The sequence below is a fragment of the Mucilaginibacter calamicampi genome (assembly GCF_042676765.1).
GTDB classification, from domain to species: domain Bacteria; phylum Bacteroidota; class Bacteroidia; order Sphingobacteriales; family Sphingobacteriaceae; genus Mucilaginibacter; species Mucilaginibacter calamicampi.
Genome location: NZ_JBHTHU010000006.1, coordinates 427,410 through 451,427, shown reverse-complemented (window position 1 = coordinate 451,427; position 24,018 = coordinate 427,410). Strand labels below are relative to the sequence as shown.

Here is a 24,018-nt window from a genome sequence, read left to right as displayed (position 1 = left end):
ACTCAATTTTCATCAATTATTGACGCAACAAGCTGCTTCGCGTACAATTGCCAGGGCCTTTTAACAGCTGTTTCAATGGCTGCTTTGCCATTCTCTTCAATCAATTCGGGTTTCATCAATAGTCTTTCGGTTGCTTCAATTAATTTTTCCGTATTTCCCGCTTCTATTAACCATCCGTTGTGCCCATCCTCAATAATATCAGGCCCTGCGGTGCGGTCAGTAGTTATTACTGGTGTGCCCTGCGCCATTGCCTCGGTAATCACCATACCAAATCCTTCAAAAAGCGAAGGAAATAGAAGTACATCATGCTGATGCATCAATTTTAATATTTGTTGATGCGGCAAGCCTGGTATCCAGGTATGCCTTGCAAGTGCTTCGTTTAAAACCGGACAGTTGTTTCCAGTTTTATGCCCAACAACAGTTAACTCCACGCGGTTACCAAAAAATTCCGCTGTTTTAAATACATCGGCTATACCTTTTCGTTGAGAGAGCCCCCCCACAAAAAGTAATTTCAAGGGGTGGCTTCGCGATATTTTATTGTATTCGCGCCCGGCAACCTGCGGAAAGCCATACGGTATCACCTCTACCGGCGCAAGCGTTCCATTATAGAATTCGAGTGTTTTTGCTGTGAACCGGCTGGCTACAAAAATTTTATCGGCAAGCTGGAGCTCCCGATCTTTCCTTAATAGTTTTTCAGCAGAGTCATGCATACCGGGCAATGTAGCTGCCCAATCAGGCCAACGCTCAGCCTCTGCAGCAAGCAGTTGCTGCGCAGCTCTCCAATAACCTATCGGTAAATCATAAAAACAACTTAGGCCAAGGCTTTTGGCCATAACAAAGGATGCCGCAGCCCCATCTTCGTAAGCGTATATGCCCGTTACACCTTTTTTAATTTTAAGTTGCGATAACGCGTTAGCTACCTTATTGTCAAGCTCGTTGTATACCGCATCAACACTTGCCCACCCCACTTCATGCCTGGCTATGCTTTTAAAACCAAGCTTTGGCAGCAAATTGCGCGACAGTTCTTTTAAAGGCTGGGTTTCTATTATATCCCTGGGTACCGGGTAAGAGCGGCGGAGCAATTCCTGCTTAAATTTAGCAGGCAGCATACCAAGCCATGGGCTGCCGGGGTTAGTTGCAATGGTTGTGTAAAAACGAGTTAATAGTTCGCGCGCCTGTAGTTCCACAAGTAAAGCTCTGACGAATTGGTTTCCCGTAGGATGCGACAAAACTATCTTACTCATGATTGGCTGTAGATTTATCTGATCGACTCACGTTAAAAAAATTACGCCCATTGGTAAGCAGCCACTTAAAAAAGCGCGTCCACAACGGCCTTTGCTTTTCTAAAAAATATCCAATTACTGATGCGGTTATCAACACAAAAACAATTGCCGCGCAAAGCTGCCAGAAATTATCATACTGAATACCAATGGTTGCTTTCCACAAAACAATTAAAGGGAAATGGAGAACGTAAAGTGGAAACGTAAGGTCGGCTATTTTTCTAAGCAGATTTGCAGGTTTAGAACTAACCTTACTACCATTTCCATTTGGCAATAACCATAATGCAAAAGATACAAAAAGGGCTAAAACCCAGTCTGTAAAAAACTGGTTTGCATAATATAGTGGCTTTAAATGAATTACATATGGCAAAGGCGGCAGAAAAGCCGCAACAACGGCCCCGCTTAAAAAGGTTAAACCTATAAGGCACCACGCCAATGCCGGGCTAATATTTGGCCCGGGCAGCCTGTAAGCCAGATAACCCATTATCCAAATTGGCATCATCAATATTATTTTAGGGCCTGCAACAACAATTGCAAGTATTAACAATAGCGTTGATTTTAAGCCGGGTTTTCTGAAAAACCATAACCCAAAAACAGTGTAATACCAAAACTCAAAACTTAAGGACCAAAGCGAGCCGTTTAACGGCGGAGCTGCCGAAAAGAGCCATAGTTCGTTTAAATAAAAGCTGGAAAGAATATAACGTAAAACTGAGGAACCCCTTGTTTTTAATAGTGCTTCCGGATTAACTATTGATATAAACAGGTGAATACATGCTGTTATTAAAATTACCGGTATTACAATTGAGCATAGCCGGCTTAGCCTTGCCTGAGCGTATTGCATAGCGCCCCGGTTTTTACTAATAGTTGTATAGCCGATCACATATCCCGAAAGAACAAAAAACACGATTACCGCCACATGCGAAGGCTCGCCCGGCCACTCGCTACGATATGCTTTGGTTAAAAACCATTTATTAAAAGCATGCACAATAAGCACTAAGAGCGCGGCACAGATTCGTAATGCATCCAAAAAAGCACTTGATGATCCGGAAATATTACGAGCTGGTGCACTATTTTCCATACCTAGGCTGTTTTGGTGTCGCCGTTCATAAAATAATCATTCATAACTTCCAAATTGCGTTCGCCAAAGTAAAGCTCCCTTGCTTTTAATGCAAGTTGCAGGGTAATATTAAGCGAAGATAGTTTTTCAATCGCTGCTATACCTTCGGCTTCGTTATCAGATGGCCAAACCACCCCTAACCCTGTTGTGTCAATATATTCTGCAAGGGTACTTGTTTTTGCACAATGTGCCAAAATTGGGCGTCCCGCCTGCAAATAACTGGTAAGCTTGGTTGGCAAACTGGTTTGGGCAAAAATTTCCAGTGATTTACCCAACGGATACATGGCATATAATAAGTCGCAGTTGGCTAACTCAGGAACGACTTCTGCCTCTGAGGCAGTTGGGTAAAAAACGGTATAATCTCTTAAATCAGCCGGCATGCTTTCGCCGGTTATGTGACAGCCCCACAGTTTAACCACAGGCTTCTTTCCTTTTGGCTCAAAATATTTACGCAATAACGTTATTAGATCTATTAAGCTTTTTACGTTATACAAAGAACCTATGTGCCCGATGTAAACCTCACCCCTATTAGGTAAATGAGTAATATGAAGACTATCCACTAATAAATAACGATGACAAATATTACCGGTTTTACCAGCTATTTGGCTGTAGTATGCTTGCATGCCTTTACTTATCACATCAAATGATGCAACGCTGTTTAAGGTTTTAATGGTAAGTTTTTGTGCTGGCCCGGCTAATAAACGATATCTTACAGACCGGGCGCTGAGTGCCCCTGCCCAATCATCATGCACGGTTAGATGCACCGGCCGTTGCTGTTGATGTAAAGCTAACTCTAAAGCAACCCGCAGCCCTTCGTTGTGCGATACTATCCAGTACGCATCGCAAGAAACAGCCAGTAGCTTATCAACCAGTTTATTTAAACTTACACTATTAAAACCGCTTAGCATTTTATAGGTTGATGCTATATCCTTCAGAATATTGCCACCCATTATGCCTTCGCCTAAATGCCCGGCCTCATACCCAACTACCTTGCTTCCTGTATAACACCATATTACATCAATATGGGGCATGTTTTCTACCAGGCTACGTAATATAGCACCACCGCCACCGCTTGCGGGTGAATGGGCAGTAAACAGGCAGATTCTTCTTTTTGGCATTAATAAACTGTTAATTGAGCAAGCATTTCTTTTGCAACTTCCGTTGGACCAATATTATTGTTTATCATGACCGGGCACGATGCTATATACTTTTCAAAACTACCGGGCTCATAAACGGTAACGCCCAAGGGGACATCAATAGCTACTCCGGTTGGTTGCCAGGGTTTAGATATATTTAAAACGGGCAACCGGTGAGCGCGCATTGCTGCAAAAGAGCCGCTTTTTTCTGCAACCGCGACTGCCGTGCTTAAAATACCGATTGTAGAATTCTGTAAAACAGCGGACACAATACCGGCAGGTTGTTTGCCCATAATATCAACACTAAGTCCGGCGTTTTGCCATTCGCTAACCCATTTTTCCTGCTGGCTACCACACGCTCCTATAAATGTAAGCAGCACGGTTTTTTTATGCTTTAACGTGTATGCGGCCGCGTCGGCCGCCAATTCCTTAATGAGGGCACCGGTATGTATTGTACCAAAAACCACCAATTTAATGCTATCGGAATTATCAACCTTGCGCACACTCTCAATTTTTGGAATATTAGAAAATAGCGGCAGACAGGTGGCTTTGTACCCTAAGTTTTGTAATAATATTTGGTAAAGGGGGGTTTGCGTATTAATTACCCTTGGGTTAAGGTGCCGGATCAGCGTCTTTATCAAATATTTTTGTATCCGCCCCCATAATTTCAACTTTACAGACTCTTGCACGGCTATTCCCAGCCACAGTTCATGAAACATGATATGCCACTTGCGGCCCTGGCTTATTGCTGACAATTGCTTACTCAGGTTAAACGGTAATCCTTTGTTGTGATAACCAAATATCACGTATTGTAAACTTAACCAATCCGGATTAAAATCAATTATCCATGATTGGACATCGCGTATGTTATCTTTTAGCTTATAAGTTGGAATTCTTAATGCGGCAACTTTTGTATCATCAGCTAATTGCACTTCATGTTGTATGCTGCGTACAAATTTGTCATTAAGGGCTAATAGCGCGCATGCATGTCCCTGGTTTATCAATGCCCCTGCAAGCAAACGCGAATAATCGCCTACTCCATCACGGCCCGGCTCAAGCGAACTACATACTAAAATTATATTCATTCAATATTCACTTGTTGTTACCGCTGATTCACAAAAATACTTATAACATACTTATTCTCCTTACATTTACCTGTATTATATAACAGCAGCAACCCTATTTTTAGCGCCTTGACCATCCAGTACAATTACTCGTTATGACAAATGCTGCAATAAAAAGCCAGGTATCTCAACGTTTTCAACAACTGGATAGCTTACGGGGCATTGCTGCTTTATGTGTATTCCTATCTCATTATCTGTTGGCTTTCAACATAGATGCACACAGTTCGTGGACGTTGCGCTTTACACCATTGGGTATAATAACAAATGGCAGGGCGGCGGTAATGTTCTTTTTTGTTTTAAGCGGTTTTGTGCTGGCACTTCCCTTTTTAAATAGCAATAAGCCCCTAAAACTATTACCATTTTATTTAAAAAGAATTCTACGGATTTATCCTGCATACCTGGCCGCTATAGCATTTGCATTATTATTGAAAACGTATTTGTATCAGCCAGTCGCAATGCATTCATTCTCGCCATGGATAAATGAATTTTGGGCCTGGCACATGGATAGCAAATATGCCATAGAACTTATTAAAACTTGCTTGCTTATAGGCCCTAATTTTAATGGCGATCTTATCGACCCGGTTATTTGGTCGCTGGTTGTTGAAATGAAAATGTCATTAATTATACCCTTTATTATAATGCTGGTTAACCGGTGCAACTGGTATTTAAATTTGCTGTTTTTCTTACTCGTCAATGTGATGATATATAACCACACTTTTGGTTATTTGGGCATATTTTATTTAGGCATTTTGTTGGCAAAATACAGATATCAAGTTATCGATAAATTAAATAACATACACTTTGGCATAATGCTGCTTATTGGCTTAGTTTCCATTTACCTATACAATATTAGCCTGTTGTCATTTATCCCTTATGGCGATAAGCTGCACCCATTCGCCTTTTTTTGGCGAGACTATACAACGGCCGTCGGTGGTTGCATTATTTTGATCATTTCGTTGTGTAATACGCCCTTAGTTAGCGTGCTAAATGCAAAGCCCTTTGTGTTTTTGGGCCGGATTTCATACAGCTTTTACTTGCTTCATTTGCCCATTATCATAACAGTTTGCTCCTTAGTTGGATCGGCATTGTTATATGGGCAAATCGCTATTTTAATTCTATCTATCGTTTTGGCGTTTTTCCTAAGCTATTTGAGCTATCTCTTTATTGAAGTTCCTTTTCAAAAACTGGCAAAGCAGTTAGTAAATAAGTTTTTTCACCAATAGATCTCTGTTACACAACTATTGTAAAAAACGGCTGTATTTAATTTTATAGTTGAGATTTTGCGAGCGGTGCCTGACCAATCTAGCGGGTACACCTGCCACAATGGTATAAGGCTCAACACTACGGGTAACAACCGCCCCTGCAGCCACTACCGCTCCTTTGCCCACAGTAACGCCAGGCATAATTATAGCCCTTGACCCAATAAAAACATAATCATCTATATACACCGCCAGGTCTCGTGCAGCGAATGTTGGGGAATCCGGGTCATGATCGGCAGAAAGGATCATTACCTCCTGCGAGATGGAGACATTTTCGCCTATATGGATTCCTGCTTTGTTATCCAGACGGCATTTAGTATTTATAACTGAATTGTTTTTCATGCTAAAAAGCTCCGTACAATCAAACGTGCAATCCATAAAAATATAGGAGTTGCTAGCTATTTTAAATTTCATTATGTAGCGATAGAAAAACATGCGCAAAGTACGACTGGGCAATCTTGCCACCCAGCGGTTACCTACAAATATTCGAAATTCAGATAGTAAACGCCTCATTTTTATATTCTGTTACCTGTCTTATGTCAACTGCCAAAATTTGTTCTGGATAGCCAACATATCAAATTTATTTTGCGCCAGGCTTTTTGCCTCAGCAGAAAACTTTTGCCTGTTTTTAATAGCATCTAAAATAGATATTATTAACTCATCTACGTTTAAGGTAACACAACACGCGGCTGCACTTGCGTTTTGCAAAAGATTGCATGCGGCGCTATCTGCAGGGCCGTGGTACAGTATACTACCCGGTGCGCCCAGATATCCCACCATTTTGGTGGATAAGCTATATAGGTAAAAATCGGGCTGCGTAAATTTTATGGGGAGATATAGAATATCCGCGTTATTTAGCTCAGCTTTTAATTCCTCGTCGACTAAAGTGATACCTCTGTACTCAGTTTTAAAAAGTCTATTGCTTAAAAATGGTAGTTTTTGTGTTGCCCGTAAAATTACTTTAAATGACAAACCATCGGCGCTCAACTTATCAAGCGCATCTGCCAAAACTTCAAATAAGGGTAAATAGGCTATATGCAATAAGCCTGCAAAATAAACTTCAAATGGCTGTGCGGCTTCACCTTCGGCCGGATATGTAATTTCGTCTGTATATACGCCATCAGTAATTAAATCGTAAGGTTTATTACCAAATACCTGCTGATAGTTTTTGCCTAGTTCATCAGAAATTACTAATCTCCTGTCTGCCCGGTTCCATAACTCCGCCGAACTGCTGAATGTACACTTTGTAGTGTTAAAATGGTCATGAAACGAAACCCACAGTTCTTTTCCGGCAAATTCATCTGTACATAAAGCATCAGCAAACGGGCCATGATGTACAACATGTATAACGTCGCAAGGTATTTGGGCAGCTGCACGCCGAATACGGCGATTAGTTATTTCAACAAATTTTTTTTCCCTTAAAAATATTATCCAGGTGCGTAAATGCCATCGCATCCATTTCCGGGTAAGGGGCATCGCATAAACAATACGCTCCTTTATGGGACCTTTGTTTGGTGTATTACTAATTCCCTCAACAGCAAGAGAAGTTACCTGCGCCTCCCGCCCCTGATATAAACGGCGCAAAATGCGGCTTCCACCGCCGTTTGCATATAAAGAGAAGGGATGAAACGAAAGGATCTTCATTTTAAATACTTTCAGGCAGATTTACATTTTACCTGTTTGTGCTTCAACAATTTGCTTTATAGTTTCTTCTAACGAGACTGTTATATCCCATTGAGGGTAATGACGACGCATTTTATCTAAGTTTGAAATATAACAAATATGATCTCCAATACGATTGTCATCCACATAAGTGTAAACCTGTTGTTTGCCTGAGAAGCTCTCGGCAATTTTAAACGCTTCCCATATTGAACAAGAGTTTTCGCGACCACCACCTATATTATACACTTCTGCCACGCGGGGAGCATTTATAAAGGCTTCAATAAACAAAGCAACATCATGCGAGTGAATATTGTCTCGCACCTGCTTGCCCTTATATCCAAATACGTTATATGTTCTACCTTCTATATTACATTTAACCAGGTAGCTTAAAAAACCGTGAAGCTCAACTCCGGAGTGGTTTGGGCCGGTTAAACAACCACCGCGCAAACAACACGTAGCGATATTAAAATACCGACCATATTCTTGCACCATTATATCTGCCGCTACTTTGGATGCTCCGAATAAAGAGTGTTTGCTTTGATCTATAGAAAAATCTTCTGTAATTCCGTTTTCATAAAACGGGTCGGCATAGTCCCAACGGGTTTCCTTTTCAACAAGGTCAATTGAATTGGGTCTGTCGCCATACACTTTATTAGTAGACATATGTACAAACGGCGAATCGGGGCAAGCTTGTCGCGCGGCTTCCAATAAATTTAAGGTACCTGTAGCGTTGGTGTCAAAATCATCAAAGGGAATTGCTGCAGCCCTGTCATGCGATGGCTGTGCTGCTGTGTGCACAATAGCATCCGGCGTTAATTGTTTAAGTAATTCCAATACTCCGGCACGGTCTCTGATATCCAACTCGTGGTGGATAAAGCTTTGGCCTAACTTTTCTTTTAGCCTGTTTTGATTCCAACGCGTGTCGCCTTGCGGACCAAAGAATACGGCCCGCTGGTTATTATCTAAGCCATGAACTTCCCAACCAAGCGCGGCAAAATGAACGCAAACCTCTGACCCGATAAGGCCGGAAGAGCCGGTTACTAATAATTTCTTCTTTTTTATGATCATATGCGGCTGCGATATTGACGAAAATTAATATAATCAGTTACTTAAAGCATCACGCCAACGTTTTTGCGTTGCGGTTACACCGGTTTCAACCGCGACCCTTTTTTGGGCATGATGTAAAATTGACTTCACTACTTCACCATTGCTTAATTGAGAAAACGCGTGTCTAATATCTGAGAGCGCTAACGACTCAACAATCAGCGCGGCATTGTGTTGCTTAAGATACTTTATCATGCCGGCATACGCCGGGCCGATGGCTAATACAGGCACGCCTGACGCAAGATACTCGCTCATTTTTGTTGCAATATTAAACTCAGACATACTGCGCATTTTCTGTGAAAAGCTTATTGGCAAAAGTACAGCATCATATCTTTGCATGGTATTTAAAACTTCATTCTGTTGTAATCTGCCTTTAAAATACACACCATCAATATTAAGTTTATCCGGCAGTTTATTAACCACAGAATATATATCCAATGTAGTGTCTGTGTTCTGAAGGGCATCGGCAACAGCACATAAAGCATCTGTTTGCCACTCTGTAACGGCGCCAAAATACCCTATTTTTATTTGCGTAGGAGTATTGCGAGACACTTTGTTTTCTTCTTTCGGATCAGCCGGCCCAAAAAGTACTGTTGACTTAACGCCAAACCGCTCCTGGTAAAACTGCTGCATAACGGGGCTTATAACAAAAACGTGTTCAGCTTCCTGCAAATGTTTTGCAAATACAGCTTCTACACCCGGTGGATATTCCCATTTTCCGCCTTGATACGTAATTAAATGGTCATCCATTACCCATGTTGTGTAACGTAGCTGCGTATGCTGTTTTAAAGCTTCAATTGTATAAATTGATTGCGCACCCTGGGGGCATACCAACCCATTTAACTGCCCATTTTTCCCTACCCGTTTAACAATAGTATTGGCTGCTTTTTTGGCATCAGCTTTAATAACAGATAGATTTTTACTAATGGCATTTGCGCGGGTGCGGCCTATAACACGACGCATCAGGTTGCTATCCCAGGTTGACGTTACATCTATCACCTTGCTTTTTAAGGCTGGTATTGTTTCAATATCCGTAGCAAAGCGGCTAACATAAATTAAATGATCAATATTTTTCAGATCGTCGCCAATTACACGCTGAAGGGTTAAACCGCCTCCGTGGTAATCAGATATAGACATCTCAGAAAGATAAAAATCAAACCCCATCTTATGTCAAATTATCAAAGTTGATGTATTCCTTCCAAAATTCAGGATGTTTAGGCCATGCATGGCATCCGAGGGGCAAATTACCACCGTTTAGTTGGAGAGATTGCGGTAAATTATATTCAAAAGCAAATTGCAGCGCGCTTCTACCGTCGGCTATACTAAAATTTGGAAATAACTTTGGCACAACCTCTGTCCATACAACATCTTCATTTAAATGAAAACCATCAAAATAAAAAGCGAAACGCCCTGTAATAAATACTTCGTATCGGTTATTGGTAAGCCTGTTTAACCAAAGCCTGATATGGCGGGAAGGCGATAAAAATAGTTTGTAGAATATCCAATGCTTGCGGTATTTATTCATTGAACTTAATACGCTAATACACGACTGTATATTACGCACAGAAAAACCTGAATTACAGCCCTGAACAAGTTGAGCATCTGGCTTTGCCTCCCAATAACCCTCAAAAAAAGGTGCGCCTATAAAATCAAATTCAAAGGCATGGGCCTGGTTTAATTTGTCGCTAAAAATGTATGCATCAAGCTCGTAGGTAAGCATGTGGGTATAGGCACTAAACATGTTGTAAAACCGTAAATCCAGTTTCATTTTATTATACGCTTCAATTGATGCTAGCCACTGCGGCGTTACCGGCCGGGGTAGCAAACTTTTAAAAATGGTGGTGTAAGCGCTTACGTCTAAATCTTGCGGAAAAATCAGATAACAATCATACGATGCCAGGTGCCGCGTGCAGGCCCTCAACGAAAGTACTTCAGCATTTGTTGGGTGTTGCTTGTGTACGGGAATAACTACGCAAACACGGTTAACCATTGTATATCAATTATCAAATAGCATGTTAAGCCTGCGTTTTATACGGGCTTTTATCAGTATACGCCTGCTTTCTTTTATCAAAAAGCTTTTTAACTTACCACCCCCTGTCTGGTAAAACTTACTTTCAATAACAGCATTCATTTCAGTTGAAAACAGATGGCGGGAAACTAAAAACCTTATGTATTTATCCAGTAAATGTTGCTTAAATTCTTCAGCAGTAATCAATGTATAATCCGCAAGCGACGTAAGTATATCTATTTCTTCAATGTAATTTTGGCCGGTACCGTAAATTTTACCGCTTACGTCGTTTTCATGCTTCCTGAAATAGTTGAGTACTTTTCCTGAAACGAAAACCTCTCCCTGGCTGGCCAGCTCAACATAAAACTGCCAGTCGCCGCACATCTTAAAATTGATAAAGCTATCAGACACCTGGTAATAATATTCCTTTTTAAACAAAAGCATACTGGCATTCCATATAGCACATAACCCGGCAAGGTACTTTTTGATGTATTGTTTGCCATCAATGTACTCCGCTAACTTAACATGCGACGACGTTTGGATGATCTCATCATTGTAAACTGTATGTGTTTGCACATAAGCCATTACACACTCCGGATTATGGTCAATAGCTGCAACTAAGGTTTCCAGCAGTGATGGTTCGCACCAATCATCGCTTTCGGCAATCCATATATATTTACCCTGCGCCAACTCGATCCCTTTTTTCCATTGGTAGAAAGGTCCGCCACTGTTCTGCTCGTTAAACACTAAGTGGCTTATTTTGTCGTGACCACGATATTGCTCAATTATACTACGGCTGTCATCAGTAGAACAATCATCTAATATAATCACCTCAAAATCCTGAAAACTTTGCGCAAGGATACTATCAATACGCTGTTTAAGGTAAGGAGCATGGTTATAATTTGGAACGATGACAGATACTGCTGGCATGCTTAGATTGGAGTGTTTATATTGTATTTAAAATTAGCGCGCATTATCACCTATTTTTTCTTAAAATATTTTTTAAAAAAATACTTTACGAATGACCGAAAAGGTTGCTGCTGATCTTGATGATAAATTAGCTTTTCTATATAAAGCCGTTTATATTGCTCAGTTAACAATTGAACATGTTTGTTATAAATGTATTGCGCTTCGCTATCCCACCTTTCTTTGGCAAGGCTGTCTGTTAATGAATCAGATACAATTCTGTAATCAAAACAATCTTCTTCCAGATAAAAAAATTTAAGATCAGCTATTCCCGCTCTTATCCAAAACTCCCAATCCTCTACAAAGCTTTTCTCGTCCTGGCCCCCTAACATATCCCAGGCGGATTTTCTGATAAGGGTGCAATTATCAATGTAATTGCAGTTTAACATTTTGGCCATATCAAACTTGCCCGTGTCAAATAAGCGCGACGGAGTAACGTTGCCAAAAAAAACCGGCTTGCCATGTACAATACTTATTTCGGGGTTTTGCCTTAATATGTCAACACCCTTTTTTATATAATTATGCCGTATTTTATTATCGCTGTCAAGCAGTAGTAAGTACTCACCTTTCGCGTTTTTTGCTGCATTATTGCGGGCAGCGGCAGGCCCTTTATTTTCCTGGTTAATAACTTGATAGCCCTGTTGTTGCAAAGAATTTAAAAGCCCGATAGTTGCCTCGTCAGTTGAGCCATCGTTAACAATTATTATTTCATAAAGATGCTTGTCAGGATAGCTGGTTATACTTGCTAAAGCCGCGGGCAAATATTGCCCGCCGTTATAACACGGTATTAAAACAGACAGTGCAGGATTACTCATTTTATATCTTTATCCATTCTGGCAAAAGCAATTCAATTTGGGCGTTCACATCAGGCGTAGCAACCCAGTTTTTAGGCCCGATTACAATTTTACCCGGATTTTTGTTGATAAATGCTCCCCACCAGCTAAAAGTGCTGTTAGCAATAATATTGTGGTTGCACTTACTCATCATATTCAATTCAACATAGTCCTTCCGGCCGTTCGCTACATCCACAAAAGTAACCGGTCTATCAATTTTTAAATTATCGGCTGCCCAGTTTAAATCATCCGAAAATATATAAAAATTCGCGTTCGGCACGTTGGCATTTATATAAGCTACTGCGCTATCATAATAACCCAATGGCAATAAGCCCATCATTTTATTGGCTTCCTCATCAATGGCATAATCCCCCCTGCGTATATGTATGGAAACCGACCCTTCATCTTGCAAAATAGTTGAATATACGCTATAATTGAATGGTTCAGCCTCATCAGCTATTGTTAACTCGCTTAATATTGAGCCATCAAGATCATTGTAATATTTGTAGTTCTGCCAGTATCCGTCTAAATAGATCCGTTCTTTTTTTAAACTCAATAATGAGGCATCATAGCTCCACACCTTTCGCTCTTTGTAATAATATTTGTTGGTGCCTGTAAAATAACGCTCCAACTTACTCACAAGATGGTTAAGTTTTAAAACTTCCTCTATATCATGTTTTGTAGCAACCTCAGCCTTTATTTTAAAACGATCAAGTACATAGCCCCGCAGATGCTGAGTTTCATAAAACGAGGTATCCAATTTTAAAGGCACGTTGTTAATTAATGCCATTTTCCTGCCAAACGCGTATTGAAATAACTGGTTCCCTAATCCGCTAATGAGCTTAACAATGACCATAACTGTTTTCCCTAAATTTAGCTAGGCTGATTAACTATTAACTATATTTTATTCGCCTACACTAACTACCTGTTTCTTTTGTATACCTTATAGTTGATTTTTAAACAAAACAAAAGGCCAAATAGTAACGATTTATTATAAATACCACCAATAATCTTCGCAATATTTACCAGATCAGAATTTGGCACCCCCCTGTAGTGGCTGGTGATAACAAGATCTAAGTTAAATTTTGTGGCCTTTATTAAATCTCGTTTTTTATAAACATTGTTTTTTTCTGAGCATTTAATATTTGGTAATTTGATTACCCAATCAATAAATTGCAAATGCCCATATATTAATTTGGCATTGTTTTTATGAGCTGTTGATGAAACGTTTTGCCCGCTGTAGCGCCATCTAATTCTGGGTCCGCTAATAGTATATAACCCTTTATCACCTGCAAATTTTATTGAGGTTGCCCAATCACTGGCCTGAGCCTGAATAAAATTTACCACACCACCTTTTTGAATGTATGCTTCTGTATTGAAAATATGATCGGGCATAGAATTACCGCGCTGGTTAATAAGAATATGGTAGGCTAAATCGCAGGCATATTCAACAGTTGGGCTCGCGGGAGTTTTATTGGTTATGTTATCGTTTGAATCGATTGCCGTGACGTTGAACCTATATGCATCATAAAAACCATTGGTTTCTGCAATCGCGGCATAAAAACATTCAACGCAGGTTTCTTCCGCTAAATCGTCATCAGAAAAAATCCATAGCCATTCTTCATCTTTCATCAAACTTACGCACCTTTCCCAATGTGCAACTAGATCTTCTCCGCCTAAATTATTATCGAAATGGTGATAAACCAAATTCATCCGATCTTTAAATAGTTCGCAAATTTTAAAAAGTTCATTGGGGCTATTGTCGTCTCCTACATAGACCGTGAAGTTTTTATTTGTTTGATTTGCCAAGGACTGTAGCGCCTTTTCAAAATAATGATCTTTATAAGCCGGTATAATAATTGCCAAACTCATATTAATTTTTCCTTGCTAATACAATTTGATAACCAACACGGCTTACACCCAATTCCTCCTCTGCGTATTGGCCTGTATACTCCTCAATTTTTGAAAAACCGTTCGCTGACTCTTTGACTTGTTCAAGGATTTGTGCAAACCCAAGCTTTCGTTTTATTTTACCGATTAAATCTTCAATAATACCCTTGCGTGGAGTATTTATTGGTACCTGTGATGGTGGATAAAGCTGAACAAATATCTTTTCTATCGAAAAGAACTCATTTAATACTTTTTGAAATTCTGTAAAACCCCACTCTCGTGTATGATAGGGATTAATAGGATTCGAGTCGACGCTTGCCGCAGATATCGGGGTTGAAATTAAAAGATAACCACCTGCCCTTATGCTTTTATTTACATTTATTAAAAAGCTCCTATAATTATGTAAGTGCTCAATTGTTTCAAAACTTACTGCCATCTCGTACGCTTCAACAATATCCATAGTCTCGGCATCAACAACAGAAAAGGTTAAATTTGGGGCTGCATTGCGCCAGTTTGCGTATCTAACTGCTTCTGGCTGTATATCAAATCCGTTAACAAGCGCCGCGCCGCCTTCTTGTGCCATCATACTACTGCCTTTGCCAATACCACAAGCTACATCTAATACATTTTTTTGGGATGTATACTTACAGGCAAGCTTGTATCGCTCAACGTGTGAATATTCTGTTCTTTCGTGTAAAAAACCCGGCAACCAACGTTCTGATTCGTTTCTCAGCAAAACGCTGGCAAGTGTATTCAACTCATACTTTAAACAGAAAATCTCCTCCGCAAATTCATCAGTTTCCTTCATAGACACGCCATTTTTGATTTATCATTATACTCCCCTGACCTGAATCAGGTAATATTTGGTTTGTTTTTACAGAGGGAAATATCTCAAACTGCAAACCGCGATCATAATAATCGAGATTTAAATAATCATTGCCAACAAACACCTCTACCCGATAAATACCTGGTTTTAGGTAAAAACTCTCAACCTCACACTGCAAAAGGTTTTTACCCGGATTTAATGTAAATGACTGATTACTGAATTTACTAAACAAGGTTAATAATCGCAGATCATTTGTATCGTTAATTCCAATCCCTATAAATATACGCTCTATGCGTTCGGTAGATTCTACTTCAACAATTACATTCTTAATCCCTTCAGGGTGGATATAATCATCACCAGCCTGATCTGTTATATAAAAATTTGATAGCCATGCTCTTTTACCCTCACTTATTACTACAATTTTGTTTGAGTAATTAATATCCTTTTCAATTGAGTAAGTTTTTAATGCTTCGTCAATATTTCCCTTAAAGCCTAAATCACCGTTCTTTAAATACATTCCGCTATTGCACAAAGTTGCTACCGATTGCAGGTTATGACTAACAAACAACACTGTTCTACCCTGCGCTTTGCTTAGCTCGCCCATTTTACCCAGGCACTTTTTCTGAAACTCGGCATCGCCTACGGCAAGCACTTCATCAACAATTAAAATCTCTGATTCAAGGTGAGCCGCAACAGCAAATGCCAGCCTTACATACATACCCGATGAGTAGCGTTTTACCGGGGTATCAATGTACCGCTCTACTCCGGCAAAGGCCACTATACTGTCAAACTGCTTTTTTATCTCGGCCTTACGCATGCCCAGGATGGCACCATTTAAAAAAATATTCTCGCGCCCCGTAAGTTCAGGGTGAAACCCTGTACCTACTTCCAGCAAACTGGCTATACGGCCTTTAACATTTATTTCGCCGGTTGTAGGGGTAGTTACCCGGCTAAGTATTTTTAGCAAAGTGCTTTTTCCCGCACCGTTACGGCCTATAATACCTATAGCTTCGCCTTGTTTAATTTCAAAATTTATATCCTTCAAGCTCCATACAATGTCGCTAACGCCCTTTACAGCCCGGTCATTAACTTCGCCTATTTTTAAAAACGGGTCTTCCTTTCCGCGCATTATTGCCCACCACCGCTCAATATCATGGCTCAGCGTACCCGTACCAAAATCACCCAGCTGGTAAGCCTTAGATATGTTTTCTGCCTGTATTACAATATCGCTCATTTAACGCCGTACCTTATATCTTGTCAACAAAGTTCTTTTCAACTTTATTGAATACTATCAACCCTAATATTAATAAAACAATACTTGCAAAAATGCTATATAAAAAGGCTGAAGGGTAAAAATCTCCGGTGCCTAAAAAGCCGTATCTAAAAGTTTCTATCAACCCACTCATCGGATTAAGAGATATAATTGTTCGATACTTAGCCGGAGCAGCTGAAAGGGGATAAATAACCGGCGTAGCATACATTAACAATTGCATTCCAAAAGTTACTATAAATGCCAGGTCGCGGTATTTTGTTGTTAGCGCCGTTATTATTAATCCTATTCCCAAACCCAGTATAGCCATTAGCAATATTACTACCGGGAATAATAACACATAATTATTTATATGCACCCTTTGCTGAACAACATAGTATATTAATAATATAAGGAAAAGCAAAAACTGTACACCAAATTTTATCAAATTGGAAAAGATTATGCTCAATGGCATAATAAGCCTCGGAAAATAAACCTTGCCAAAAATGGATACATTGTCTCTGAATACTGTTGATGTTTTAGTTAGACAATCAGAAAAATAGGTCCATGCAACAGTACCTACCAAATAGAAAATAGCCGGAGGAGCCCCGCTGGTGCTTATTTTTGCCAGGTTGCTAAAAACTACCACATATATTACTGTAGTAAATATTGGCTGTATAAAAAACCACAGTGGCCCTAATATGGTTTGCTTGTAGAACGACACAAAATCGCGACGTACTATGAGCCATAGCAAATCTCTATAAAGCCAAATATCTTTAAGATGAAGATCAAAAGCGCTACGAGATGATGTTATTTTAAGCGTCCAATTTGTAGACCCATCACTTTTTTGCATAACTATTAAATAAGTGCCACGCGATCTGCAAGCGCAGTAAAGTTCGGATTATTTCTTTTTCTTTACCAGGCGTTTCAATATACCCGGTTTTTTCTCATCCTCCTGAGTGTAACCATAACCGTAGCCATAGCCGTAACCATAACCGTAGCCATAGCCGTAACCATAGCCATAGCCTGTTCCGCTTCCAACACCTCTTGATTTGATACCGTTAAATATTAGATTAACATTTTTCATCTCTTGATTGCTGTAAAGCTGATCAATCAATTTTAAGTAACCTTTAGGCGTGTAGCCGTGTCTGATCATGTACAAGCTTACATCGGCATATTTGCTAAGCAGCTTGGCATCCGTTACCAATCCAATTGGAGGCGAATCTATAATTACGTAATCAAACTCAGCTTTAAGGTCCTTCATTAATATATCCAGGCGCCCGTTTAACATTAACTCTGTAGGATTATGCGGTATGGTACCGGCAGGCAACACAACAAATCCCGGTACGCCTTTGTCGTCCATTGGCCTTCTTATATCGTTCAAGGTTACCAGGCCGGCCAGGTAATTACTTATTCCCGGATCCTTTTCAATTTCAAGCATTGAACTTACTTTGGGCTTGCGTAAGTCAAATTCAAGCAATGCTACTTTTTTACCCGTTAACGCGAAACTAACCGCCAGATTGACACCGATAAAACTTTTACCTTCCCCGGAAATGGAAGAGGTTAATAAGAAGGTGTTGCTGTTGTCAGGATTAATGCCGGTAAAGCTTAGCGAAGTACGCAAGGCCCTGAATTGCTCGGCTATAACCGTTCGTTTGCCATCTTTGATAACCATGGCATCTGAACTGCTGTCGTACATAATTTCGCCAATTATAGGGGCATTTGTTAACCGCTCTATATCTGTTCTGAACAATATTGACTGATTGTATTGCTCCCTTATCAGTACAAACAGCACCCCGGCAAAAACACCAACTGTTAAAGCAATAAGATAAATGTTGCGTGGTATTGGCTTTATAGGGCCGCCACTGCCACTGGCCGAATTAACTACCTTGCTATTGGCTACCTGAGAAGCCTTAGATAATTCTGTTTCTTCGCGTTTTTTAAGAAGGAAGGTGTAGATATCATTTTTGATCACCTGCTTTCTGGTGATCTGAAGCAGGTCGCGTTCTTTTTGAGGCACCTGCTTCAACATTTGAGAATTTCTGCTAACCTGGCCTTGTATTGACTTTAACTCGGTTGTTAAGCTTTGTCTTGTATTCTTTATATTCTCTAATAAGCTTTGTTTTACCTGATTAATTTGAGACACCAGGCCAACTACAGCCGACGATTTTTCGCCATTTGTTTCTCTTAAACCTTCTAATTGAAGCTCAAACCCATATAATTTTTCGAGCAAATTATTAAAAAACGGATTATTTATTGCCGCGGGTACAGTACCCGGATGAGGGCCTTTAGTAACTATATACTTCTCAATCTGATCAAGAATGTGTAGTTGCAGCTCTATATCTTCTTTTTGCTTATCAAATGTCTGAACATTGGTAAGCAGGTTATTTCCTTCCTGGCTTATGCTAACTATGCCTTCGCGAGACCGGTAATTCTCATATTCTCCTTCCACCCCAGACAACTCATCCGCAACCAGTTGTAACCTTTTTTCTAAAAACTCTAATGTGTTACTTGCAATTTGGTTTTTGTCTTTTATTCCCTCAATGTTATACTCTTTTATTATAGCATTCAGGATATCTATGCCGCGTTGAGGTACGGCATCAGACATAGCCAGATTAATTAATGACGATTGTTTAGATAAAGGCACCACGCTAAGATTGCCCAAAGTGCCCAAGGCTGCAGACTTTACATCGCGCAGCGATAAATAGTATTGGTTTTCATCGTTATCTCCCTGAGGCGAAGGGTTAAAATTATGATTCACATCAAATTTAAATACCCCGTAAGGTGTCCTAACCGGTATTCCTAAACGGTATTTTTTATTATCAAGCTGAATAAAATTTTCCTTAGCGTTATATTTAAAAGAAATAGGGCCGGTTGATTTTACCGCGTAAGGATCTATTGCTATAAAATCAATCGGGCTTGGATATATCAACACATCCCTTAACGCGCCTTTATAATACAACGTAGCATACAGATTAGCTTTGGCAACCACCTGCTCCATCAAATCGCGTGATTTTAATATCTCAACCTCGTTTTCAACAGATTTTACGGTATTTGATACTCCCAGTGCCTGCAGAACATTGGCATCCTCGCGTTCATTGGCATTGTCTTTTAAAACAATTGTAGCATTAGCCTGATAAATTGGTGTTTGATACCGGATATAAAAATGGGCAGAAACAAGCGCTACAATAATGGTAATTACAAAAATTGGCCAAAAAGGTAGGTATCTAAAGGCAATATGATTAATTATTGTTTTAACAGACCTTTGCTCAAACGGGTTGTTTAAAACATTTTGTTGCTCAATATTTTTCATTGCAAATAAATACGCTACTTAATAAATTGAACATACACTACTAAAACCAACGATACTACAGATGCAACTATAGAAACTAATTGCCCCGTTCTATCAACACTGGCTGCGCGGTTTCTGCTCGGAGAGACGTAGATCTTATCCTGGTTTTGAAGATTATAAACGTCAGGATCAAACATTTGCCCCTTGTTAAGGTCAATGTGCTTATATATCCTTTTTCCGTTTGCCTCCCTTACCAGCAATACATCATTTCTACGGCCGTAAGCCGTTAAATCCCCTGCAGCTGCTAATGCTTCCGGCAATGTTATTCTTTCATTTGGCACAGGTACGTTTCCCGGCCTCACAACCTCGCCCAAAACGGTAACGAAATAATTGATTACCCGTACAGAAACTACCGGTTCCTTCGCATATTCACCTTTTACAAGTGCATTAGTTATAAAATCTGCCAATTGTTTTTTATTTAACCCTTCGGCCTTAATAGCCCCCACATAGGGCAACTTAATTACGCCTGTTTCATCTACCAGATATTCTGTTCTTCCGTTAGTTCCGGTAGTATTAAACCGTGCTGTTGTTACGGGGTCGGGGGTAGAAATATCTATTTGTAAAATATCGTTCTTACTAATAACGGTCTGAAAATTTGTAGGTTCTATGGTAGAAACACTATCATTTTTGATGTTATTAAAATAGGCCAGTTGCTTACCTGAAATACAAGAGCTTAGCAAAGACCCGAGAAACATCGTTATTACAATAAAGCTAAATAAATGGAATTTTAGTTTCATAAAATATATTGTGTGCCCGGCTGTAACCAAGCATTGAAAGAACAGTATCTGACAGGCTTAACAAATTTACAACTTTACCGGCGGCTAAATTTTAATTTTACAATTTTATTAAAAAAAATCGCAAAATTTTATAAAACATTTAACCTAACCTTATTTTAACTGCTTATATACCATTTTTTTACCGCGCAGAAGGCTGGCTAAATATAGCAGTTTTAGTTAAGTTATTTTTTAATTTTAAGTTTATCTCTTAACCAATTCTTTTTTAATATAAGCCTTCTTTTGGTAAAAGTAAAATACGCTAACAGGGTGTTCTGCACATTATCTATACTACTGCCGTAAGTTATGTACTTAGGTATCAAAGATTTAGTAATATAACCCTGAAAATGGAGTGTGTAAAATTTAAAGCGGGTGCCGTTATCAACTTCTTCGGCATACACGCTTTTGTTTGCCCTGGTTATGGCTTTTATACCGTAAATTTTATTTATTTTAAAAAATTTACGCCAACCATTTGAGGAAACATTCAGGTTAAAATCAAAGCCAATGCCTTCATCTTCAAGCGAAAATAAATTTAACGTTTTTAAGATGGTGCTGCGCCTGAAAATATCCAGGAAGATCATGTCTGAAACATTTTTGTTGCCCAGAAAAAAACCTGATCTGGTAACGTTCAATATTTCGTTAAAAGCTGCCCCATCCGCGTATTTCTCAGAAACAAAATTACAAAAGTCACCAAGCAGCTTTTTGCTCCAAAACGAAGAATGCCCTGATGTTATGGTTTTACCATCATGTTCAAAATACATTACCGAGCCATCGTAATTATGCTGCAGCAAATGGGCGTAAGTAGGGTTTAGGTCTTCCGTTATAAGCACATCGCAATCGGCATGAAAAAAATAATCGATGTTTAAATCGTTTACAACATCATTAATTATAAACCAGCGGTCAAAGCAGGCCTTTTCAAAAGAATATTTATTGGATGAATGGTGTTGATACAATGAGTCAAACTCACGGCCATGCAGGTATTTTGATACATCGATACAGTTAAAATCCCGGTATAAATGCAAATTCTTATCTGCTAACACGTAAACATTCTCTTTGCCGTTTGAATGCTGTGCCTGCAGTAGTATTTTATCAAGAAATAAATTTACGTGATTGCCCAGCTGTACAAAAAATATGGGGATATGCTGACTGTTAAAGGAAAGTTTAACACCATTATTTGCATTATCGCCCATGCGTTATTTATTTGTTATAAGCCTTACCTTACACGTTTATAAATTATCCGTTAAACTGAATAGTACCGGCGGCAACTGTTTCATTGGTGGTATCATCAATCAATATTAAAGAACCGGTTACGCGATTTTTACTATACTCATCAACCATTAAAGGTTGTACCGTTCTTATTTTTACCCGCACCATATCGTTCATTTTGATATTCTGATCGTCGGTTACCTTTTCCATCGTGTTGATGTCAAGCTTATAAACCACTTCTTTTATAATGCCCATAACCTCCCTGCTGGTATGCTTTATAAAATATTTGGCACCGGGGCGCGGGCCCTTAGTGCGCATCCAGCAAAGCATAACATCCAGATCCTGCGTTTCGGTTGGTTCATTGTCTTCCGCAACAATCATATCACCTCTTCCAATATCTATATCATCCTCTAAGGTAATAGACACCGACATTGGAGCAAATGCTTCTGCAACCGGCCCGTTAAAGGTATCTATTGATTTTATGCGTGATGTTTGGCCCGACGGTAAAGCGACAATATTGTCGCCCGTTTTAAAGATCCCCCCCGCTATGCGCCCGGCATATCCACGGTAATCGTGGTACTTTGTATCGTGAGGCCTTATAACAGTTTGCACCGGAAAACGGGCATCGTTGTGGTTATAGTCGCTGCCTATGTGTATAGTTTCCAACGTTTCTAATAAACTTGAACCTTTATACCAGGGCATATGCTCTGATTCGTTTACAACATTATCACCTTTAAGCGCGCTGATAGGTATGTAACGGATATCTTTAATGCTTAACTTGCTTGCAAACTCATGATACTGCTCAACTATTCTGTTAAATGCGTCTTCAGAATAATCAACAAGGTCCATTTTATTTATACAAACTATAATATGCGGTATTTGCAAAAGCGATGCGATAAAAGAGTGTCTGCAGGTTTGCTCAATTACACCGTGCCGGGCATCTATCAGCACCAGCGCCAGGTTAGCTGTTGACGCGCCGGTTACCATATTGCGTGTATACTGTATGTGGCCCGGGGTGTCTGCTATAATAAACTTACGCTTTGGGGTGGCAAAGTAACGGTAGGCAACGTCAATAGTTATGCCTTGCTCGCGTTCTGAACGCAAACCATCGGTTAGTAAACTAAGGTCAACATGTTGTAAACCCTTGCGTTCGCTTGATTTTTTTACTGCTTCTATCTGGTCTTCAAAAATTGATTTTGAATCATATAACAAACGGCCAATTAATGTGCTTTTTCCATCATCAACACTACCTGCTGTAGTAAAGCGTAATAATTCCATATATAGTTTAATAATAATTAAAAGGGTAAATTAAGGTTGCGGGCATTTTAAAAATAACCCTGACGTTTCCTGTCCTCCATCGAGGTGTCAGAACGTTTGTCATCGCTTCGGTTTCCGCGCTCTGTGCTGCGGCTTCCGGCAACCTCACTTACAATTTTCTCCAATGTGTCCGCGTCAGATTCTATACCTCCGGTTATAGTTATGTCGCCTAATGTGCGGAAACGCATTAATTTGGTCTCTATCTTTTCGCCTGCACGTAATTCAGTAAATTCTGAAACGGGCAGCCATGTGTTATCACGATAAATCGCTTCGCGTTGATGAGCAAAATACAACGACGGGATAGGTATATTTTCGTGCAGGATATAGTTCCACACATCCATTTCTGTCCAGTTACTTATCGGGAACACCCTAAAGTGCTCTCCCATACGCTTGCGTCCGTTAAATATGTTCCATAATTCGGGGCGCTGGTTTTTCGGGTCCCATTGGCCAAATTCATCTCTATGCGAAAAGAAGCGCTCTTTTGCCCTGGCCTTTTCCTCATCCCTGCGCGCGCCACCAATGGCTGCATCAATTTTGTTTTTTTCGATGGCGTCTAACAGTGTAACGATCTGTAATTCATTACGGCTGGCGTTTAAGCCTGATTCTTCTACCGCCCGTCCTTCGTTAATTGACTCCTGTACTGATCCAACAATTAATTGTATGCCCAGCTCTTCAACCAGTTTATCCCTAAACTCCATAGTTTCGGGGAAATTATGACCGGTATCAATGTGTATTAAAGGCATAGGGATACGTGCAGGCCAAAATGCCTTGCGCGCCAGGTGGGTTACTACGATGGAGTCTTTTCCGCCAGAGAATAAAATAGCGGGTCTGTCAAACTGAGCCACAACTTCCCTGATCACATAAATTGCCTCAGCTTCAAGCTCCTGAAGATGATTAAGATAGTATTTATTCATTA

The 24,018-nt window shown here is 39.9% G+C and carries 22 protein-coding genes; 1 reads left to right on the top strand and 21 read right to left on the bottom strand.

Features of this window, described 5'->3' with window-relative positions; genetic code table 11:
• Positions 1 to 2 precede the first annotated feature (2 nt).
• Genes ACFQZS_RS11560 through ACFQZS_RS11545 form a run of 4 tightly spaced genes read right to left on the bottom strand, consistent with a single transcriptional unit; the run spans position 3 to position 4,618 of the window.
• Positions 3 to 1,244: a glycosyltransferase family 4 protein gene (locus ACFQZS_RS11560; RefSeq protein ID WP_377100341.1), complete on the bottom strand. Its 1,242-nt coding sequence runs from the start codon at positions 1,242 to 1,244 to the stop codon at positions 3 to 5.
• Positions 1,237 to 2,358 carry an acyltransferase family protein gene (locus tag ACFQZS_RS11555; protein ID WP_377100339.1) on the bottom strand — a complete coding sequence of 374 codons (1,122 nt, stop codon included), beginning with the start codon at positions 2,356 to 2,358 and terminating at the stop codon, positions 1,237 to 1,239. Before ACFQZS_RS11555 ends, ACFQZS_RS11560 begins: the two co-directional genes overlap by 8 nt.
• A gap of 2 nt (positions 2,359 to 2,360) precedes the next feature.
• On the bottom strand, positions 2,361 to 3,515 hold the full coding sequence (locus tag ACFQZS_RS11550) for a hypothetical protein (protein WP_377100337.1): 1,155 nt from the start codon (positions 3,513 to 3,515) through the stop codon (positions 2,361 to 2,363).
• Positions 3,515 to 4,618: a hypothetical protein gene (locus ACFQZS_RS11545; protein ID WP_377100335.1), complete on the bottom strand. Its 1,104-nt coding sequence runs from the start codon at positions 4,616 to 4,618 to the stop codon at positions 3,515 to 3,517. Before ACFQZS_RS11545 ends, ACFQZS_RS11550 begins: the two co-directional genes overlap by 1 nt.
• Positions 4,619 to 4,752: 134 nt before the next feature.
• Between ACFQZS_RS11545 and ACFQZS_RS11540 the strand changes: the two genes are divergently transcribed.
• Positions 4,753 to 5,880 carry an acyltransferase family protein gene (locus ACFQZS_RS11540; RefSeq protein WP_377100333.1) on the top strand — a complete coding sequence of 376 codons (1,128 nt, stop codon included), beginning with the start codon at positions 4,753 to 4,755 and terminating at the stop codon, positions 5,878 to 5,880.
• A gap of 15 nt (positions 5,881 to 5,895) precedes the next feature.
• Here ACFQZS_RS11540 and ACFQZS_RS11535 read toward each other — a convergent pair whose 3' ends face one another.
• From ACFQZS_RS11535 to cysD, 17 genes are all read right to left on the bottom strand, one after another.
• Positions 5,896 to 6,258, bottom strand: a complete 363-nt coding sequence (locus ACFQZS_RS11535) for an acyltransferase (protein ID WP_377100331.1) — start codon at positions 6,256 to 6,258, stop codon at positions 5,896 to 5,898.
• A gap of 192 nt (positions 6,259 to 6,450) precedes the next feature.
• Entirely contained in the window at positions 6,451 to 7,560 is a 1,110-nt protein-coding gene (locus tag ACFQZS_RS11530; protein WP_377100330.1) for a hypothetical protein, read from the bottom strand.
• Between the two features lie 21 nt (positions 7,561 to 7,581).
• A complete protein-coding gene (locus tag ACFQZS_RS11525; RefSeq protein WP_377100328.1) occupies positions 7,582 to 8,646 on the bottom strand; it encodes an NAD-dependent epimerase/dehydratase family protein in 1,065 nt (354 codons plus the stop codon).
• A gap of 33 nt (positions 8,647 to 8,679) precedes the next feature.
• Positions 8,680 to 9,819 (bottom strand): hypothetical protein, encoded by a 1,140-nt coding sequence (locus ACFQZS_RS11520; protein ID WP_377100327.1) that lies wholly within the window; start codon positions 9,817 to 9,819, stop codon positions 8,680 to 8,682.
• 28 nt (positions 9,820 to 9,847) lie between these two features.
• Positions 9,848 to 10,672 carry a DUF5672 family protein gene (locus tag ACFQZS_RS11515; RefSeq protein ID WP_377100325.1) on the bottom strand — a complete coding sequence of 275 codons (825 nt, stop codon included), beginning with the start codon at positions 10,670 to 10,672 and terminating at the stop codon, positions 9,848 to 9,850.
• A gap of 6 nt (positions 10,673 to 10,678) precedes the next feature.
• Positions 10,679 to 11,620 (bottom strand): glycosyltransferase family 2 protein, encoded by a 942-nt coding sequence (locus tag ACFQZS_RS11510; RefSeq protein WP_377100323.1) that lies wholly within the window; start codon positions 11,618 to 11,620, stop codon positions 10,679 to 10,681.
• 50 nt (positions 11,621 to 11,670) lie between these two features.
• Positions 11,671 to 12,471 carry a glycosyltransferase family 2 protein gene (locus tag ACFQZS_RS11505; RefSeq protein WP_377100321.1) on the bottom strand — a complete coding sequence of 267 codons (801 nt, stop codon included), beginning with the start codon at positions 12,469 to 12,471 and terminating at the stop codon, positions 11,671 to 11,673.
• Position 12,472: 1 nt separating this feature from the next.
• A complete protein-coding gene (locus ACFQZS_RS11500) occupies positions 12,473 to 13,345 on the bottom strand; it encodes an alpha-1,2-fucosyltransferase (RefSeq protein WP_377100319.1) in 873 nt (290 codons plus the stop codon).
• A 65-nt stretch (positions 13,346 to 13,410) separates the two neighbouring features.
• Positions 13,411 to 14,361 carry a glycosyltransferase family 2 protein gene (locus ACFQZS_RS11495; RefSeq protein ID WP_377100317.1) on the bottom strand — a complete coding sequence of 317 codons (951 nt, stop codon included), beginning with the start codon at positions 14,359 to 14,361 and terminating at the stop codon, positions 13,411 to 13,413.
• Between the two features lies 1 nt (position 14,362).
• Entirely contained in the window at positions 14,363 to 15,187 is an 825-nt protein-coding gene (locus tag ACFQZS_RS11490; protein ID WP_377100315.1) for a class I SAM-dependent methyltransferase, read from the bottom strand.
• The gene (locus ACFQZS_RS11485; RefSeq protein ID WP_377100313.1) at positions 15,174 to 16,439 is read right to left on the bottom strand and encodes an ABC transporter ATP-binding protein; all 1,266 of its coding nucleotides are present in this window, start codon (positions 16,437 to 16,439) and stop codon (positions 15,174 to 15,176) included. The genes ACFQZS_RS11490 and ACFQZS_RS11485 overlap by 14 nt, the downstream gene beginning before the upstream one ends.
• A gap of 13 nt (positions 16,440 to 16,452) precedes the next feature.
• Entirely contained in the window at positions 16,453 to 17,307 is an 855-nt protein-coding gene (locus ACFQZS_RS11480; protein ID WP_377100311.1) for an ABC transporter permease, read from the bottom strand.
• A gap of 48 nt (positions 17,308 to 17,355) precedes the next feature.
• Positions 17,356 to 19,767, bottom strand: coding sequence for a GumC family protein (locus ACFQZS_RS11475; protein WP_377100309.1), 2,412 nt, complete (start codon positions 19,765 to 19,767; stop codon positions 17,356 to 17,358).
• 14 nt (positions 19,768 to 19,781) lie between these two features.
• Positions 19,782 to 20,543, bottom strand: a complete 762-nt coding sequence (locus ACFQZS_RS11470) for a polysaccharide biosynthesis/export family protein (protein ID WP_377100307.1) — start codon at positions 20,541 to 20,543, stop codon at positions 19,782 to 19,784.
• Positions 20,544 to 20,764: 221 nt separating this feature from the next.
• Complete coding sequence (locus ACFQZS_RS11465; RefSeq protein ID WP_377100305.1) at positions 20,765 to 21,769, bottom strand: hypothetical protein; 1,005 nt, start codon at positions 21,767 to 21,769, stop codon at positions 20,765 to 20,767.
• Between the two features lie 43 nt (positions 21,770 to 21,812).
• Complete coding sequence (gene cysN, locus ACFQZS_RS11460) at positions 21,813 to 23,063, bottom strand: sulfate adenylyltransferase subunit CysN (RefSeq protein ID WP_377100303.1); 1,251 nt, start codon at positions 23,061 to 23,063, stop codon at positions 21,813 to 21,815.
• 47 nt (positions 23,064 to 23,110) lie between these two features.
• A complete protein-coding gene (gene cysD, locus ACFQZS_RS11455; protein WP_377100301.1) occupies positions 23,111 to 24,016 on the bottom strand; it encodes a sulfate adenylyltransferase subunit CysD in 906 nt (301 codons plus the stop codon).
• Between the last annotated feature and the right edge of the window lie 2 nt (positions 24,017 to 24,018).